The following is a 16,924-nucleotide window of genomic DNA, read 5'->3' as shown; positions in this document are numbered from 1 at the left end:
GCAGAAACAACGCTGGGAAACCTCCATAACCAGAGAACTGATGGAGGGTCCGCTTGGTTTGAAGCACAGGCAGCGTCGCAATCGGTAATGCCTTCAACATTGATTTCGGACAAGCTGGGAGAATTGACGAGGGTCGAAGAGGGCGCTTGGAAACATGCTCCTAATGTGCCGGTGGACGTTCGGCCTATCTACATAAATTACCTTGCGATGATCGGTGATCAGAAGATGTTTCTGAAAATGCTGAACTAGATCGAGTAAGCTGCCACGGTGAATGCTTTGCGGCATGGCTCGCTCGCTAATCATCCACTGGTTTACTTAAGTAGAGACGTCTCGCCCTATACTTCCGGCCCGAGGTTGCTTTAGGTTCTTTTAAAAAAGATCGAAGCAGATTCTTAGGGTATTCAGTGTCTCAATCCACAAACAACCTTGCCTCATACATATGGTCGCTTGCTGACCTACTCCGTGGTGATTTCAAGCAGAGCCAGTATGGCCGAATAATCCTGCCTTTTACGCTTTTGCGCCGCCTTGAGTGCGTTCTGAAAGCAAACAAAGCCGAAGTATTGGCTCAGGCTGACAAACTGACAAACTCACCACTTCCAGAGGAGGCAAAGGAGAAAATCCTGCTCCGGGCCTCTAAGCTCTCCTTCTACAACACCTCCAAGATGGATCTCGCTTCTCTTGGTGCTAGCGGGATCAAGGATAACCTAGAAAGCTACATCCAGAGCTTCTCGACCGACGCCCGTGAAATCTTTGAACACTTCAAGTTCGGTGAGTTCATCGCCCAGTTGGATGATGCCAATCTGCTCTACAAGGCCGTTCAGCAAGTCAAAAGCGCTGATCTGCGGCCGGAAGTCATTTCGAACCATGACATGGGGCTAGTGTTCGAAGAGCTGATCCGTCGCTTTGCGGAAAGCTCCAATGAAACCGCTGGTGAACACTTCACTCCCCGTGACATCGTCGATCTGACGACCTCCCTTGTATTTATGGAAGATGATGAAGCCCTCACCAAAGAGGGCATCATACGTACGATCTATGATCCTACTGCTGGCACCGGAGGCTTTCTGTCCGCCGGTATGGAATATGTCCTGAAACTAAATCCCGCAGCCGTCATGCGGGCTTTCGGGCAGGAACTGAACCCGGAAAGCTACGCCATCTGTAAGGCGGACATGCTTATCAAGGGGCAGGACGTTACCAACATCAAACTGGGAAATACTCTTTCGCAGGACCAGCTGGCGAGCGACAATTTCGACTACATGCTCTCAAACCCGCCCTTCGGTGTGGATTGGAAGAAGATCGAGAAAGACATCAAGGACGAGCACGCGATCAAAGGGTTTGACGGGCGCTTTGGTCCGGGCTTACCCCGAGTATCGGACGGATCACTGCTGTTCTTGATGCACCTCATTTCCAAAATCCGGGATACGGACAAGGGTGGGGGACGCATTGGTATCATCCTGAATGGTTCTCCACTGTTCACCGGGGGTGCAGGTTCGGGCGAAAGCGAAATTCGCCGACACATTCTGGAATCCGACCTGCTGGAGGCGATCATCGCCCTGCCAACGGACATGTTCTACAACACGGGCATTGCCACCTATGTCTGGGTGCTGACCAACAAGAAAGCCCCTGAACGCAAGGGTAAGGTGCAGCTGATCAATGGCGTCGATCTATTCGGCAAGATGCGCAAATCCCTAGGGTCCAAGCGCAAACGTCTTGAGGACAGCCATATTGCAAAGATCACCCGCTGTTTCGGAGGGTTCGAGGCGGTTACTGCGGAGGAGGGTAATACGTTCGCCTCAAAGATCTTTGAAACACATGAATTTGGTTACCGCCGCCTGACCATCGAACGCCCACTGAGGGAAAGTTATCAGTTCAGTGATGATCGCATCGAAACCCTGCGTTTTGCGCCCAAGCCGCTGAATGCGATCACCCGTTGGATCTATGACACCTACGGCAAAGGTTGGGATGAGGAGGGCGCGGATTATGGTGTTCTCGATGCATATGAGGATGAAATCCGCACCCATATCAAAGCTGAGTTCACCGAGTTGAAGGAAACGCAGATTAAGGATGCGCTGGACCTAAGAACATGGCGCAGACAATTGGAAATCCTGAAAAAGGCTAGGGAACTAAAATTCGAGATCGGCGCCGATCAGTATGACGATATGAATCTTTATGACAAAGTGCTGAAGGCGAGCGGTGTTGCGTTGGACACTACAACCAAGAAACAGATCACGGCCGCCGTCAGTTGGAAGAACCCCAGGGCCGAGAAGGTCATCAAAAAGGTGCACAAGAATACAGGGCCGAACCCGACCTATGGCCTGTTTGAGGTGAATGGCCAGACCATCGAATACAAACCTGATGGCGATCTGCGGGATAACGAGAATGTGCCGCTGAGCCCGTCGCAAAGCGTGAATGCGGTGAATGAGGCCTATTTCGCGACCGAGGTCACACCCCACGTACCGGACGCCTGGATCGATGGCGGTAAGGTGGATGCGATTGACGGAGAGATCGGGATTGTCGGCTATGAAATTCCGTTTAACCGACAGTTCTATATCTACCAACCGCCCCGCGACCTGGTTGAGATCGATGCTGAGTTAGATGCGGTCAGCGCCGAGATCATGGATCTGCTGCGTGAGGTACATGTTTAATGGAGGGGGATGTTGGAAAGTATGCACCGTATCCAGCTTACAAAGCTTCGGGGGTGGCGTGGTCGAAAACAATTCCTGAGAACTGGTGCGTTAAGAGACTTTCAACTTTAGTAGAATTTCAGCAGGGAAAGGCTCACGAACCATTCATCGATGAAGATGGAAGCTACATTTGTGTCAACTCTCGCTTTGTATCGACCGAAGGGCAAAAAGTTAAATACTGCACCCGCAATTTAACTCCAACCAAGATTGGAGATGTTTTGATGGTAATGAGTGATTTGCCAAACGGCAGGGCCTTGGCGAAAGCGTACTTCGTCAAAGACTCTGGCCCCTATGCTGTGAACCAACGTGTATGCAGATTGCGCGCAACTGAGGCAGACCCAAGATTTCTTTTTTACCTGCTAAACCGCAACAACTACTTTTTGCGATTTGATGATGGAGTTAACCAAACTCATCTTTCGAATGCAGCATTCACGAAATTCCCTGCTGTAGTCCCATCTCTGTCCGAACAAACCCAAATCGCTGCCTTTCTCGATCATGAAACGGCAAGGATTGATGAGTTAATCGCCAAGCAGTTGCGATTGATCGCGCTTTTGGAGGAGAAACGACAGGCGGTGATCAGTCATGCGGTTACTCAGGGCCTGAACCCCAACACCCCCTTACGCCCCTCGGGTATCGACTGGCTCGGCGACGTGCCGGCGCATTGGGAGGTTGGCTATTTGGGTTATGAAGCTTCGATCAAAGCTCGTTTGGGTTGGAAAGGCCTAAAGGCAGACGAATACGTTGACGATGGGTACATCTTCCTTGCGACACCAAACATAAAGAGTGATCAAATTGACTTTGAAAACGTCAACTTCATCACCCAAGAACGCTATGATGAGTCTCCTGAAATTGCCCTCAAAGTCGGAGACGTGCTTGTTACAAAAGATGGCTCAACCACTGGAACAACCAATGTTGTTCGTGATTTGCCTCGCCCGGCAACCGTAAACAGCTCAATTGCCGTCATCCGTAGTTCAGGCCGCTTGGCTAGTATTTACCTCTATTTCTGGTTCCAATCAGAATACACGCAAAATGTTATTAAACGTATGCAGGACGGAATGGGCGTTCCTCATCTATTTCAAGCGGACCTAAGAAAGTTCTGTGTTCTGTTGCCGCCCGCTACAGAACAATATGAAATCGTTCGACATTTGGAAGATGTGGTTCCAGCATTGGACAAGCTGCTCAGAAAAGCCCAATCCGCCATCACACTCCTCCAAGAACGTCGCTCAGCCCTGATTTCTGCTGCCGTCACTGGTGCGGTGGATGTGCGTGATTGGCGCCCTCCAGCTGACAGAAAAACCTCCCAAGGAGAAGCCGCATGAACATCTCAACCGGCAAGACCAGGGAAATCGTCTTTCAGGACGAGATGATACAGCAGTTGATCGCGGCCGGATGGCAATTGGGCTCACCCGCCAACTATGACAGCGAACGAGCGCTGTACCCAGAAGACCTGTTGGGCTTTGTGAAAGACACGCAGGATACAGAATGGCAGAAACACACCAAGAACTATCCCACCGACCCCGAGGGCAAACTGCTCAACCGGGTGGTCAGCCAGTTGCAAAAGGCTGATCCACATGCGCTCAACACCCAGCTGCGCACCTTTGGCACTCTCGGTGTGTTGCGCCACGGCATCAAGGACCGCAACGCCAAGTTCAAGCTGTGCCAGTTCAAACCCGAACACGACCTGAACCCAGATACGCTGGCTCGCTACAAGCAAAACCGGCTGCGTATCGTGCCCGAACTGGTCTACTCTCCCTATGCCACCGAAGAACATCTGGACGGGTCCGGTACACAAGCCAAGAAATGGCGTATTGATCTGGTTCTGTTCGTGAACGGTCTGCCGATTGCAACGTTGGAGCTGAAGTCCGAGTTCAAACAATCCGTTCAAAACGCCATAAACCAGTATAAGAAGACCCGCCTTCCTGTTGATCCTGCTACAAAAAAGCCGGAACCACTGCTGACTTTCAAGCGTGGTGCATTGGTGCATTTCGCGGTCAGTCAGTATGAGGTCTACATGACCACCCGTCTGGACGGGAATGGTACGTTCTTCCTACCGTTCAACAAGGGTACTAAAGAAGGCGGCGCCGGCAATGATGTTCCCGAAAACCAGGACGAATACGCAACCGGCTATCTTTGGCAAGAGGTGCTGCAACCCGACAATCTGCTGAACATCCTCGCCCGTTTCATGCATTTGCAGATCGAGGAGAAAGAAGACTGGCAGGGGAAGAAGTACAAGAAAGAAACCATGATCTTCCCGCGGTATCATCAGTGGGATGTGGTCGGAAAGCTGATCGGCGCAGCCAGAGATGAAGGGCCAGGAAACAAGTACTTAATCCAGCATAGTGCAGGGTCGGGCAAGTCAAACTCGATTGCCTGGACAGCGCATCAGCTTGCGTCGCTTTATAATGAAAAGGGCAACAAGACCTTCAACTCGGTGATCATCGTTACAGATCGGACTGTGCTAGACGACCAGTTGCAGGAAACGATTTATCAGTTCGAGCATGCGGATGGTGTGGTTGGCCGGATCAATCGTCAGGAGGGCGATGGGTCGAAGTCTGAGAAACTGGCGAAGGCGCTGGAAGCGTCGCAGCCCATCATCATCGTGACGATCCAGACCTTTCCTTATGTTCTGAAAGCGATTGAGAACAGCACAAGCCTGAAAGAGCGCTGCTATGCGATCATCGCGGATGAGGCGCATTCTTCGCAGTCAGGATCGACGGCAAGGCAGTTGAAGGAAGTCCTGTCGATTGATGCCAAGGAAGACGGCGAGGAGATGACCTCGGAGGATATCCTGGATGCCGCTGTGGCGTCCCGCAGGGCTTCGCCAAACCTCAGCTATTTCGCGTTCACGGCAACGCCAAAGACGAAAACCCTTGAGCTGTTCGGGCGCGTACCAAATCCTGCGGAACCTCCGTCCAAGACGAACCTGCCGGAGGCCTACCATGTCTATTCCATGCGGCAGGCCATCGAGGAGGAATTCATCCTCGATGTTCTGAAGAACTACACCAGTTACAAGGTGGCCTACAACCTCGCGCTAAAAATGCAAAAAGCCGATGAGGAGGTCGATGCCAAGAAAGCCAAGGTCAAGCTGAACCAATGGGTGCGGCTGCATGATTACAACATCGCCCAGAAGGTTCAGGTTATTGTTGAGCATTTCAAGGCCAACATCATGGGCCTGCTTGGTGGACAGGCGAAGGCCATGGTCGTCACAAGTTCTCGTAAAGAGGCAGTTCGTTATAAGTTGCTTTTCGATAAGTACATTCAGGACAAGGGATACGATAAGATCCATGCCATGGTGGCGTTCTCGGGGGAGGTCGAGTTCAAAGCGAGCGATCCGAATGCTGCCGGTCTGGTCGGTGAGAAGTTCACCGAGCACGGTATGAACCCTGGCCTAAAAGGGCGGGACATGCGCAAGGCGTTCGACACCGATGAATACCAGGTGATGATCGTTGCCAACAAGTTCCAGACTGGTTTCGATCAGCCCAAATTGTGCGCCATGTATGTCGACAAAAAGTTGGCTGGCGTTGAGTGTGTGCAAACCTTGTCGAGGCTCAATCGCGTATATCCAGGTAAGAAAATCAGCGGAACATATGTGTTGGACTTCTTCAATGAGCCCGAAGACATCCTGAGCGCTTTCCAGGAATACTACCAGACTGCCGAGCTCATCGATGTATCAAACCCCAATCTTGTCTATGACCTTTCTGAAAAACTAAGAGCGACCGGCATCTTTCAATGGTCAGAAGTCGAACAGTTTTGCGAAGCCTACCTGCAAAAAAACAAAAGCAATGCAGCGATCTCAAACATTTGTAAGCCAGCCGTTGAAAGATGGACGAGCAGATACAAGTCGGCGGTAGAGGCATACAAAATTGCGTACGAGACCTTCGAGCGAGCCAAGAAATCTGGTGACGCGGTCCTGATCGCCAACACCGAAAAGCACTTCAAAGAATGTAAAGAAGAAAAAGACGCACTGGAGATCTTCAAAAAGGATCTCGGGACTTATGTTCGCTTCTATGAGTTCATTTCCCAGATCGTCGACTACGATGACAAGGATCTCGAAAAGCTCAGCCTATTTGCTCGAAATCTGGGTCCCCTTCTTAGAGAGGCTAATGTAGATGACGAGTTCATTGACTTGGAAGATGTGGCCCTCAGCCACTACCGGTTATCCAAGCTGAAGCAGCAAAACCTGTCTCTGGCGGTGGGAGGGCACGAAGGTTTAGAGCCAGGATCTGGCCTTGGCAGTGGTGTCGCTAAGGACAAGTCAGAAGAGTTGCTTTCACAGATTATTGCGCGCCTGAATGACCTGTTTGCAGGAGATGGTTTGTCGGACGCCGACATGGTGAACTATGCGCAGACGATTTCCGACAAAGTTCGTGAAAACAGTCGTGTGATGACCCAGATCGCCAACAATACGAAAGAGCAGGCTATGCTGGGGGATTTCCAGAAGGCGGTTGAGGATGCAATTCTGGACAGCAGCGCGGTACACCAGAAACAAATGACCCAGCTCTTGTCCATGCCCGAGAAAGGGAGTGTTTTTGCCGACATCATATATGAGCTGCTCAACAGGGATCGGAGTAAGTAGGTAAAATTGCAGAGCTGATCTGACGATTACATCTTGGTCTGTATGTCTGCCCGGTGAACTCAACCTAGCGTGTTCCGTAGGGGGCCATGGTGGCCACCATTGATGGTGGCCACCATGGCTGACCTAAGTGTTGGAGCGCATCGCAGGTCACAAGACCAATCGCATTGGTGAACTGGCCAACGGCTCCGACTGTTCAGCTTCCCAGTATAAATTCTGCCCATTTGGCTTTCAGGCTGCGACGTGGTTCCAGTAGGTCCGACCTTTGGTATGACCGTTCGGTCTTGTTGCCAACTTTATGAGCAAGACATGTCTCCGAAATCGATTCTAGGCCCGGATGAGTTTCACGCTGCCAGTCTTTAAAACTACTTCGAAATCCATGAGGTCGACCCGGTTCTTCCAGTTCATTGAGCGCCTTCAACAGAGAGTTCCCATGAATTGGTTTACTTCTGTGTCCAGGAAACAGAAATCCGTTTTTCCGTCTTTTCCTGCATTCCTCTACAACAAGCATTGCCTCGGCCGACAAGGGGACACGGAAGTCTTCAGCTTGGCTCTCGTTACTCTTCATGCGTTCTGCGGGCACAGTCCAAACATCACCTTCAATCTCGTCAAAGCGTGCTCCACAGACACTGTCGGCTCGCTGAACGGTTAGGATGACCAGCCTTAATGCAAGATTGCTAGAGGTGAACTTGTTCAAGCGACGGTATAAGGCGGGCACATCCTGCCAAGGAGTGGATTCGATGTTTTCAGTTTTATGATTGACAATAGGAAGACGGCCTACCGCTTTATTCACGATCAGAGGGTCTACTTTGGCGTCCTGATCCAGGCAGTAATTCAACACCATCTTCGTTCTTTGAACTACTTTGTCGGCGGTCGGCTTGTGGTTCTTCCAAATCGGTTCCAACACCCGTTTGATGTCATGGGTTTTTAACGAGGAAACACGCCGCTTCCCAAGTTTCGGAATTACATGGGTGTCCAGTGGAGAACGCCACTTGCCGGCAACCCCACCTTTTTTCAACTTGGCCGCATTGTGTTTGAGGCAGCTTAACACAGCGTCTTCGAAAATCGGATCATAAGCATTCTGTTCGATTTTCTGTTGAGCGAGTTCCTCTTCTCTAACGTCAATTGGATCACAACCGTTGTTCTTGACGCTTTCCCAATGGTCCCTTGCCACACGGGCATCAGCCAAACTAATGCTGGGGTACGGCCCTAACCCCATATCTCTTCTTCTGCTAAGGCGGCTGTAGCGGTAGATCCATTTTCCTGAGCTTCGGGATGTCTTTTCAAGTTGCAGACCACCACCGTCGTATAGGGTTCCAACTTCAGCGTTTTTAGCTTTTGACGCACTTAGTTTGTGTCTTGTTCTACTCATTTCCTTGCCTTCGGCCCCACAATTAGCCCCACATTTGACTTGCGATTTTCTGCATCTGCATGCGGCGCCTGGCAACAGGGCGCCAGGTAAGTTATTGAATTTAAAGTGTTCGTGCTTCAGCCTGCAACAACCTGCTGCACTGAGTGTGTCTTCTCGACCGCACCAACTGATCCAGAAGTGTGACAATGGATTAGTCGCCAGATCAAATCCAAGACTTTGAAGGGCTTCGGACCATCGCAATTGGTTTGGAGGCGACTGAAACCAAACAGATATGTTATTGATCGATCACACGGCGCTGCCCCGTTCCACTTCCCTTTTGATGGGCATATATGCGAGACAGACAATCGTACTGTTGTTTCGCTGGCAATCAGCGACTTGCTTCCTGCAGTGCAACGAGCACTTCGGGACGACAGCAAAGTGAAAAACTACACCATCCTGCGGATAGCGCGCCAGAGTTGAATATGACAAATCCTGACGTAAAAACAAATCTCTGGCGGAGTGCGCGATTGAGCGTTGCTCCAATGATGGACTGGACGGATCGACATTGTCGCTATCTGCATAGGCTGCTCAGTTCGGAAACGTTGCTCTATACTGAAATGGTCACCGCGCCGGCGTTGGTCCGGGGTGGGGCGCTGCATTTGCTGGAGTATCATCCTCAGGAGCATCCGGTTGCGCTGCAACTGGGGGGCTCGGACTCGCAGGAACTGGCGCAGGCGGCCCGGATGGGGGCTGATGCGGGGTATGATGAGATAAATCTGAACTGTGGTTGTCCTTCGGACCGGGTGCAATCCGGGACTTTTGGTGCCGTGCTCATGAAAGATCCGGGGCGAGTGGCCGAGTGTGTCGAGGCTATGCGCCAAGCAGTCGATGTCGATGTCACGGTCAAATGCCGGATCGGGGTGGATGAGCAGGAGCCGGAAGAGGTCTTGCCAGAATTCCTCGAACGAATTCAGTCAGCTGGGTGCCAAAGGGTGACGATTCATGCGCGCAAGGCTTGGCTACAGGGACTGAGCCCAAAAGAAAATCGAGACATTCCACCACTCGACTACGATCTGGTACATCGGATGAAGTCTGCGTTTCCCGATCTTCATGTTTCGATCAATGGGGGCATCACCTCGTTGCAACAGGCGCGCGAACATTTGGAAGCGGGACTAGACGGTGTCATGATTGGCCGTGCGGGCTATCATCAACCGACCGATATCCTCGCTGAGGCTGATCCGTTGATTTTCCAGACTGGGAAGGCTGCTGATCCGATTGAAGTTGTCGGAAAAATGGTGCCCTATATCGAACAACACCTTGCCGACGGTGGTCGGTTGCACCAGATCACCCGGCATATGTTAGGTCTGTTTGCGGGCCGCCCTGGCGCACGTGCGTGGCGCAGAATGTTGTCTGAGGGTGCGGTTCGGGATCATGCAGGACCAGAGGTTTTGTTGCAGGCGCTTGATCGCGTGATGCCGCAGGAACAAGTGCAAAGAGCAGTTTGATACGGCCCTGAGCCGGTATGGGGGGATGATGCCCGAGACGATGTTGCTGGCCCAGATGCTGGGCCTTTTGCTTGCAATCGGGGCTTTGGCCGGTGTTCTGGCTGGATTGCTTGGCGTTGGCGGTGGTATTGTTCTGGTTCCAGCTTTTTTTTATGCCTTCCAGACGCTGGGATATGGCGGGCCGCAGTTGATGCAGATGTGTCTGGCGACTTCGCTGGCGACAATCATCGTGACGTCGGTCAGGTCGGTGATGGGCCACAACAAAAAGGGTGCGGTCGACTGGGATATCCTGCGCAGTTGGGGTCCGGGAATTGTGATCGGGGCGATTTTTGGGGTTCTGGTTGCATCAGCGCTGCATACTGAAATGCTTCAGGCCTTGTTTGGCATATTGGGAATGGTGATCGGGGCTTATCTGGGGCTTGGTCGCTCAGAATGGCGATTGGGTGATGCTATGCCCAAAGGTCTTCGGCGCGCTGCGCTGTCCCCTTCGGTTGGTTTTCTCTCTGTTCTGATGGGGATCGGCGGAGGCAGCTTCGGGGTGCCCCTGATGAGTCTGTATAACACCCCGATCCACCGCGCCGTCGCCACGGCCGCCGGATTTGGCGTGATTATCGCGGTCCCTTCGGTTCTGGGGTTTCTGTTTCTGGACATCGCTCCTGAACATCGTCCACCGTTGACAATCGGAGCCGTGAACCTGATCGCGTTTGGCATCGTGGTAGCGATGACAATGATAACCGCCCCGTGGGGTGTTAAGTTGGCACATGCGATGGACCCCAAACCGCTCAAGCGGGTTTTTGCGGTGTTCCTGACGCTGGTGGCTTTGAACATGTTGCGAAAGGCGCTGGGCTGGTGAGCGAGTTTCTCGAAAAGGGTTGGATCAAATTCCCCCATGACCCGGTACTGTCAAACTGGGTAGAGCAGGTTCTGCCTTCGGCAAAAACATCGGTGTCTGATCCTGCACATGCTGAGTGGCACGATTGCGAGGGTACTTGGTTCATCGGGGTCGATGCATTGGATAATGACGCTCGGGGCAGGGTGGCGGGCTCTGCTGTCTTGTCCGGAAGTGCGATCGAGTTTGTGGAAAATCACTATGGACGACTTGATCTGCACAAAGGGCAGGTCTCGATTATCTATCCGGGTTATCCGCGACCAAGACGAGGAGAGGGTGAAGCTGCTGCGCGCTATCGTGCCAATCGGGATGCAGCCCATGTAGATGGGCTAAAACCCATGGGGCCGAACAGGCGACGTCAGGTGGATGAGCCGCATGCCTGGATATTAGGCATCCCGTTAAGTGAGGCCAGTGCCGATGCCTCTCCCATGGTTTTGTGGGAAGGCAGCCATAAGGTCATGGGGGCGGCTTTCAAACGTGCTGTCGCCGGAGTGCCCGCTGCGCAGTTGGGATACACAGACGTAACTGAAATCTACCAGTCGGCGCGACGTGAGGTTTTTGATACCTGCCCTCGGATCGAACTTCCGGCCAAGCCGGGCGAAGCCTATTTGCTGCACCGCCATTGCTTGCACGGCGTCGCACCTTGGGGAGAAAATGCAAGCGCGGGACCGGATGGACGGATGATTGCCTATTTTCGGCCTGAGTTCACTGGTGGTGTGGCGGAATGGATCGAATCCCCGTAACGTCCTGTCATTCTTAGGATTTGGAGGGTTTGTTCAATGATTACGGTCCACACGAATTCCGATGGCGCGCTGATCGAAGTTGAGCTGTCGGGGGAAGTGACAAGCGCTGATTATGCCACCACACTGGTTCCGGCCATTGAGGCGGCGCTAGCCGAACACGACTCGGTTCGTCTGTTGGCGATCGTGTCACCCGAGTTCAAGGGATACGATCTGGGTGCCGCCTGGTCGGACACTAAGCTGGGCCTCAGCCATTGGCGCGGCTTTGACCGGATCGCGGTGGTGGCAGATCAGGGATGGGTGCAAACCAGTATTCGACTGGCGGCACCGATTTTGCCATGTCCCGTGCATGTGTTTGAAATGACCGAAGTCGAAACCGCCCGGCGCTGGATTCGTGAATCCCTTGGCGCGATCCATGTCATCGATCTGGGTGGCCCCTGTGTTCAGGTCAGCCTGATGGGAAAGCTTGACCCGGAAGAGTACAAGCAGGCCGAACGTGATCTGGATGACAAGCTGCGCGATCGCGACGGGTTTAGGCTGTTGATTGATTTGCGTGAGTTTGACGGCTGGCAGGGTCTGACAGCGATGGCGGCGCACTTCCGGTTGGCGCGCGGGCATATCGGGCTACTCGACAGGGCGGCTATTGTCGGAGACAAAGCGTGGCAACACATGGCGCAGCGTTTGGCAAGCCACGTATTGGGCACGCGGACACAGTATTTCCCCTCAGATGAATATGAAAATGCCAAATCCTGGTTGGCTGCAGGATAGGTGTGCTGGCGGAGGAATCGGATTCCTCCGCCACATATTGTTGTGCTGCGCAGGCATGGGGATGCTCAAACGGTTTGGTGTCAGACCTCGTGCGAACAGCTGAAACTACGCCTTTGAGATACTAAACGCTCGGTGACGTTGCGTCGTAAACGCGCTCGGGTGCCAATGTGGTTGCGAATAAATGTTGAGTTTCGAATGATTTTTTATCATTCGGTAAAAAAATGATGTAGATTACCCGGATTTTCCCCCTAATCCCTGCATCCATTTTTTGTATTGGCACCGCGTCGCTGCGGGTCTCCACTCACTCACTTGAAGTCCTCGAGCTCTCCCCCTCGGAGTTCGGATCGGATCCGCAGCGGCACAGGTATCACAGGTATTGGAACACCCAGATGCGATTGCTCGAAAGATTGAAGTACAAATTTCTGATCAAAGACGTGAGCACCCCTGTTCCACTCGGAGTGCAAAAAACACTGCAGCGGGCCACTGAGAAACCAGCGACCAATCGCTCGGAGATTTCAAAGATCTTCCAAGCCGAGTTGGAAAACCCAGCAGCAGGCGGCCCAGAGAGGGAATAACTAAGGTGCCGTTGTTTCGTGCAATCCGGGGGCAGATTAACTGCGCTCCAACCGCGCTGCACGGCCACCACGACGTTTTGCCAGTCTGGGCTTACGTTCGGGCAGATCCTGCATGATTTCGGCGCGTTCGTTGCTGTCCATTTTCGACCATCGTGTGATTTCATCAATGGTGCGATAGCAGCCGGTGCAGATGCGCTCGGTCGGATGAACGACACAGATCTGGACACAAGGGCTTTCAACCTCGTTCCTTTTCCAAACCATATTAGTCATCAGAGGTCTCCGACCCGTTACAGAAAGCGCAGCCTGTCCAGGGCTCCTTGCAGGATATAACCTGCCGCGACATGATCGATAACCTGTCCGCGACGTTTTCGTGTCGTATCCGCCTCAAGCAGTGCCTTTTCTGCCGCAACCGTGCTGAGCCGTTCGTCCCAGAAACCGATGGGCAATTCGGTCAGACGCGACAGATTTCGTGCAAAAGCACGTGTGGACTGACAGCGGGGGCCCTCGGTTCCATCCATGTTTTTGGGCAATCCAAGCAGGATCCCTCCAATCTCGCGATCGGTGACGATTTCCATCAAGCGGGCAGAATCCAGTGTGAATTTCTTGCGCCGAACGGTTTCCAGTGGACTGGCGACACCACGCATACGGTCTGAGACGGCAACACCAATGGTCTTTTCACCGAGATCCAGGCCCATCAGCGCCGTCATCGGCTGCAGGTCGGCAGCAAAATCTTCGAATGCATCGTGAATCATTGGGCAATCCCGGCCTGTTGTGCAGCGGCAGCTATCATCTGCAGCGCATTGTCGTTTCCTGCGAAAACGCTTAGCGCTTCATCCCGAATTCCGATTGCGCGTTCCTTATCACCTAGCACACCAAGTGCAGCAATCAGACGCGCCCACTCTTCAGGCGACCCACCTTCGGTCGCAAGCCGATCGGACAGCTGATTGACCATACCTCTGATCATGTCCTGACGTTCTTCGGCTGTCAGTTCTGACGCGGCCTCCATGTCTTCCTGGGTTGGGCCAGGTGAAGCGACAGGCAGTTGAGGTGGATTGAAGACGCCAGCGCGGAAGGCGAGATCGTCCATTTGCGACCGGATCGCATCCGCCCAAGGCGCCCCGGCGGGCGCAGAGCGCAAGGTATCCAGCCAGACGCGGTAAGCTATATCGGGGCGTCCTGTCTGGGCCAGCATCTGTCCCCAGTAGTATCGGGCAGGGCCAAGGTCGGGGCTACGCTCAAGCGCCTGACGCAAGGCTTCCTCGGCCTCGGGCGAAACATATCCGCCTGCTGCAAGAATCATCATTTCTGCCAGGTTTGAATAGGCCTCAGCTGACGCCTCGGAGCCGGACAGTTCTATCACCCGACGTTGGGCTTCGTATCCAGCCTTGAAGTTGCCTGCGTTGGTCTCGTGCTGTGCCAGCAGGATATGCCCCTGCAGGTCATCGGGGCGCTGGGCAACCGTGTCGCGCAGTTTTTGCAAGAGTTGCGCATAGCTCTCTTCCAGTTTGGGGGGCTGAACCGGCGTCGTCTGCTCTTCGGCGGCGGCCTGGCTTGGGCGGTTCACGCGCAACTCCTCGGCCAATTCCAACCGTTCCGAGAGCGGCATATCGGGAAAACCTGCTGCACCGATGCGATGATACATGAGCCATGCGCCACCAATCAGAACAAGGGCAACTGCGATCACAGCAACTGCGGACGTCACGCTGGATGGGCCTGATTGAGCCTTCTCGCCCCGCATCTGTGTATCAGCGGCCAGAATGCGGCGCGAAATCTCGGTCCGAACACGTTCTGCATCTGCCTGTCCGATGACGCCGCGTGCCAGATCGCGGTCCACGCCTGCCAGCTGTTCGCGATAAACGCGCAGGTCATAGGCCGCAGTCGGCTCATCGCTGCGACGTCCCCGAAGCATCGTGTAACCCAAAAATGCTGCGACCAGTAGCGCGGCCAGAATAGTCAGGACCGTGAATGGCATATTATCTCCGAATTCGTTGCCCTGACTTAGACCTGTGAGCACCTCAAAAAAAGGGACAAATGGCCGCGAATGGTGCACATGTCGCAATAGCACTATATTGCGGCGTTGTGCGGCAGGGGTATTCTGCCCTCACAATGCATATCTGCGCCCAATCACGAGACCTGACGGATTCGCACATGAGACACTATTCAGCCTTTGCTGTAGCGCGTGAGGCGCTGCGTTATCACACCGGGTGGGAACGCGCTTGGCGTTCGCCCGAGCCTAAAAAACGCTATGACGTCATCATCGTAGGCGCTGGTGGTCACGGTCTGGCGACCGCGTATTACCTGGGCAAGAACTATGGCATCCAGAATGTTGCAGTAATCGAAAAAGGATGGCTGGGCGGTGGTAACACTGGTCGGAACACGACCATTATCCGCTCGAACTATCTTCAGGATCCATCCGCCGCGATCTACGAAAAGGCGCGTGGCCTCTATGAAGACCTGAGCCAGGACCTGAACTACAACGTCATGTTCAGCCCGCGCGGCGTTATGATGCTGGCCCAGACCCAGCACGAAATCCGCGGGTATCAGCGTACGGCCCATGCCAACGCGCTGCAGGGTGTAAAGACCGAATGGATCGGCCCCGAGCGCGTGAAGGAACTGGTGCCAATCATCAATATCCACGGTCCGCGTTATCCCGTTCTTGGGGCGCTGTGGCAGGAACGTGGTGGCACCGCACGCCACGATGCTGTGGCCTGGGGTTATGCTCGTGCCTGCTCGAACATGGGCATGGATATCATCCAGAAATGCGAAGTTACCGGCGTCCGTCAGGAAAACGGCCGAGTAACAGGTGTCGAAACCACCAAAGGCGCGATCGAGTGTGACAAGCTGGGCATCGTGGTAGCGGGTCATTCCGGTCAGTTGGCCGAGATGGCAGGCTTCCGTCTGCCGGTGGAATCACTCGCCCTGCAGGCGTTGGTTTCTGAGCCGATCAAACCCTGCATGGACGTGGTCGTAATGGCCAACACCGTGCACGGTTACATGTCTCAGTCCGACAAGGGTGAGATGGTGATCGGCGGCGGTACCGACGGTTTCAACAACTACACTCAGCGCGGGTCTTTCCATCACATCGAGGAAACGGTCCGAGCGCTGGTAGAAACATTCCCGATGATCTCGCGTCTGAAGATGCTGCGCCAGTGGGGTGGCATCGTGGATATGACCGGTGACCGGTCTCCGATCCTGTCGAAAACGCCTTTGGGTGGCTGCTTCATCAACTGCGGTTGGGGTACCGGTGGCTTCAAGTCGATCCCTGGCTCTGGTTGGGGCATGGCGCAGCTTATGGCTACGGGCCACTCGCCACTCACCGAAGCCTTCTCGTTGGAGCGTTTCAAAGAAGGTCGCTTTATCGACGAAAGCGTTGCAGCCGGGGTGGCGCACTAAGGTCCGGTTGAACTGGTCCTGACTGTGTCAAACGATAGATTTCAGGTCGGCTTTGTCGCTGACCTACCGCCGAAAGGATGAACATATGCTGATCCTCAATTGCCCGTATTGCGGCGTGGATGCTGAAGAGTCGGAACTGGCCGCTGGCGGTGAAGCGCATCTGAAGCGCTTTGGCCCCGGGTCGTCGGATGGTGACTTCCACGACTACCTGTTCATGCGTGAAAACCCGAAAGGTGTTCATTTTGAACGCTGGCGCCATGCAAATGGCTGCGGCAAGTGGTTTCACGCTGCGCGCTGCACAAACACGCTTGAAGTATTCGGAACGTATTCCGCTCAGACTACTGAGCCACCAAAAGAAATTCGCGAAGCCATTTCGGCCAAGCGCCCCGGCTGGAAGTGGAGAGACTTTGAATGATCCGCTTCGCCATTTGTAATTCCGCCTGCGAAAG

General features: G+C 53.7%; 14 protein-coding genes. 10 read left to right on the top strand and 4 right to left on the bottom strand.

Annotated elements, in window-relative coordinates; all coding sequences use genetic code 11:
- The 4 genes from E1297_RS50005 to E1297_RS47495 form a co-directional block, all read left to right on the top strand.
- The coding region (locus E1297_RS50005) for a hypothetical protein (protein WP_209016426.1) at positions 1-249 on the top strand (249 nt) is incomplete at its 5' end.
- Between the two features lie 155 nt (positions 250-404).
- Positions 405-2,642, top strand: coding sequence for an N-6 DNA methylase (locus tag E1297_RS47505; protein ID WP_368669871.1), 2,238 nt, complete (start codon positions 405-407; stop codon positions 2,640-2,642).
- A complete protein-coding gene (locus E1297_RS47500; RefSeq protein ID WP_155151309.1) occupies positions 2,642-4,000 on the top strand; it encodes a restriction endonuclease subunit S in 1,359 nt (452 codons plus the stop codon). Before E1297_RS47505 ends, E1297_RS47500 begins: the two co-directional genes overlap by 1 nt.
- On the top strand, positions 3,997-7,257 hold the full coding sequence (locus tag E1297_RS47495; RefSeq protein ID WP_155151306.1) for a type I restriction endonuclease subunit R: 3,261 nt from the start codon (positions 3,997-3,999) through the stop codon (positions 7,255-7,257). Before E1297_RS47500 ends, E1297_RS47495 begins: the two co-directional genes overlap by 4 nt.
- Before the next feature lie 193 nt (positions 7,258-7,450).
- Here the strand turns inward: E1297_RS47495 and E1297_RS47490 are convergent, their stop codons facing one another.
- A complete protein-coding gene (locus E1297_RS47490) occupies positions 7,451-8,626 on the bottom strand; it encodes a site-specific integrase (protein WP_155151303.1) in 1,176 nt (391 codons plus the stop codon).
- Between the two features lie 461 nt (positions 8,627-9,087).
- Here E1297_RS47490 and dusA point away from each other — a divergent pair, with 461 nt between their 5' ends.
- From dusA to E1297_RS47470, 4 genes are read left to right on the top strand one after another with little or no spacing between them, the layout of a single operon-like run.
- On the top strand, positions 9,088-10,110 hold the full coding sequence (gene dusA / locus E1297_RS47485) for a tRNA dihydrouridine(20/20a) synthase DusA (protein ID WP_155151299.1): 1,023 nt from the start codon (positions 9,088-9,090) through the stop codon (positions 10,108-10,110).
- 28 nt (positions 10,111-10,138) lie between these two features.
- Positions 10,139-10,963, top strand: coding sequence for a sulfite exporter TauE/SafE family protein (locus tag E1297_RS47480; RefSeq protein ID WP_155151294.1), 825 nt, complete (start codon positions 10,139-10,141; stop codon positions 10,961-10,963).
- Entirely contained in the window at positions 10,960-11,742 is a 783-nt protein-coding gene (locus E1297_RS47475) for a hypothetical protein (protein ID WP_209016425.1), read from the top strand. The genes E1297_RS47480 and E1297_RS47475 overlap by 4 nt, the downstream gene beginning before the upstream one ends.
- Before the next feature lie 36 nt (positions 11,743-11,778).
- Positions 11,779-12,507 carry an STAS/SEC14 domain-containing protein gene (locus tag E1297_RS47470; protein WP_155151288.1) on the top strand — a complete coding sequence of 243 codons (729 nt, stop codon included), beginning with the start codon at positions 11,779-11,781 and terminating at the stop codon, positions 12,505-12,507.
- A gap of 611 nt (positions 12,508-13,118) precedes the next feature.
- Here the strand turns inward: E1297_RS47470 and E1297_RS47465 are convergent.
- The 3 genes from E1297_RS47465 to ccmI are packed head-to-tail and all read right to left on the bottom strand — an operon-like array spanning position 13,119 to position 15,054.
- Positions 13,119-13,352 carry a DUF1289 domain-containing protein gene (locus E1297_RS47465; RefSeq protein WP_155151285.1) on the bottom strand — a complete coding sequence of 78 codons (234 nt, stop codon included), beginning with the start codon at positions 13,350-13,352 and terminating at the stop codon, positions 13,119-13,121.
- 17 nt (positions 13,353-13,369) lie between these two features.
- Positions 13,370-13,834, bottom strand: coding sequence for a Holliday junction resolvase RuvX (gene ruvX, locus E1297_RS47460; protein ID WP_155151282.1), 465 nt, complete (start codon positions 13,832-13,834; stop codon positions 13,370-13,372).
- On the bottom strand, positions 13,831-15,054 hold the full coding sequence (gene ccmI, locus E1297_RS47455) for a c-type cytochrome biogenesis protein CcmI (RefSeq protein ID WP_155151279.1): 1,224 nt from the start codon (positions 15,052-15,054) through the stop codon (positions 13,831-13,833). The genes ruvX and ccmI overlap by 4 nt, the downstream gene beginning before the upstream one ends.
- 176 nt (positions 15,055-15,230) lie before the next feature.
- Here ccmI and E1297_RS47450 point away from each other — a divergent pair, with 176 nt between their 5' ends.
- Positions 15,231-16,475, top strand: a complete 1,245-nt coding sequence (locus E1297_RS47450; RefSeq protein WP_155151276.1) for a sarcosine oxidase subunit beta family protein — start codon at positions 15,231-15,233, stop codon at positions 16,473-16,475.
- 85 nt (positions 16,476-16,560) lie between these two features.
- Complete coding sequence (locus E1297_RS47445; RefSeq protein ID WP_155151273.1) at positions 16,561-16,890, top strand: sarcosine oxidase subunit delta; 330 nt, start codon at positions 16,561-16,563, stop codon at positions 16,888-16,890.
- Positions 16,891-16,924: the final 34 nt, after the last annotated feature.

This window comes from Roseibium sp. RKSG952 (genome assembly GCF_009711355.1).
Note: the sequence above shows the minus strand (reverse complement) of the source record. Positions and strands in the feature narration are given on the sequence as shown.

Coding starts and splice junctions, on each gene's coding strand:
- E1297_RS47500 (WP_155151309.1), top strand. CDS start 2,642: ATGGAGGGGGATGTTGGAAAGTATGCACCGTATCCAGCTTACAAAGCT.
- E1297_RS47495 (WP_155151306.1), top strand. CDS start 3,997: ATGAACATCTCAACCGGCAAGACCAGGGAAATCGTCTTTCAGGACGAG.
- E1297_RS47490 (WP_155151303.1), bottom strand. CDS start 8,626: ATGAGTAGAACAAGACACAAACTAAGTGCGTCAAAAGCTAAAAACGCT.
- dusA (WP_155151299.1), top strand. CDS start 9,088: ATGACAAATCCTGACGTAAAAACAAATCTCTGGCGGAGTGCGCGATTG.
- E1297_RS47480 (WP_155151294.1), top strand. CDS start 10,139: ATGCCCGAGACGATGTTGCTGGCCCAGATGCTGGGCCTTTTGCTTGCA.
- E1297_RS47470 (WP_155151288.1), top strand. CDS start 11,779: ATGATTACGGTCCACACGAATTCCGATGGCGCGCTGATCGAAGTTGAG.
- E1297_RS47465 (WP_155151285.1), bottom strand. CDS start 13,352: ATGACTAATATGGTTTGGAAAAGGAACGAGGTTGAAAGCCCTTGTGTC.
- ruvX (WP_155151282.1), bottom strand. CDS start 13,834: ATGATTCACGATGCATTCGAAGATTTTGCTGCCGACCTGCAGCCGATG.
- ccmI (WP_155151279.1), bottom strand. CDS start 15,054: ATGCCATTCACGGTCCTGACTATTCTGGCCGCGCTACTGGTCGCAGCA.
- E1297_RS47450 (WP_155151276.1), top strand. CDS start 15,231: ATGAGACACTATTCAGCCTTTGCTGTAGCGCGTGAGGCGCTGCGTTAT.
- E1297_RS47445 (WP_155151273.1), top strand. CDS start 16,561: ATGCTGATCCTCAATTGCCCGTATTGCGGCGTGGATGCTGAAGAGTCG.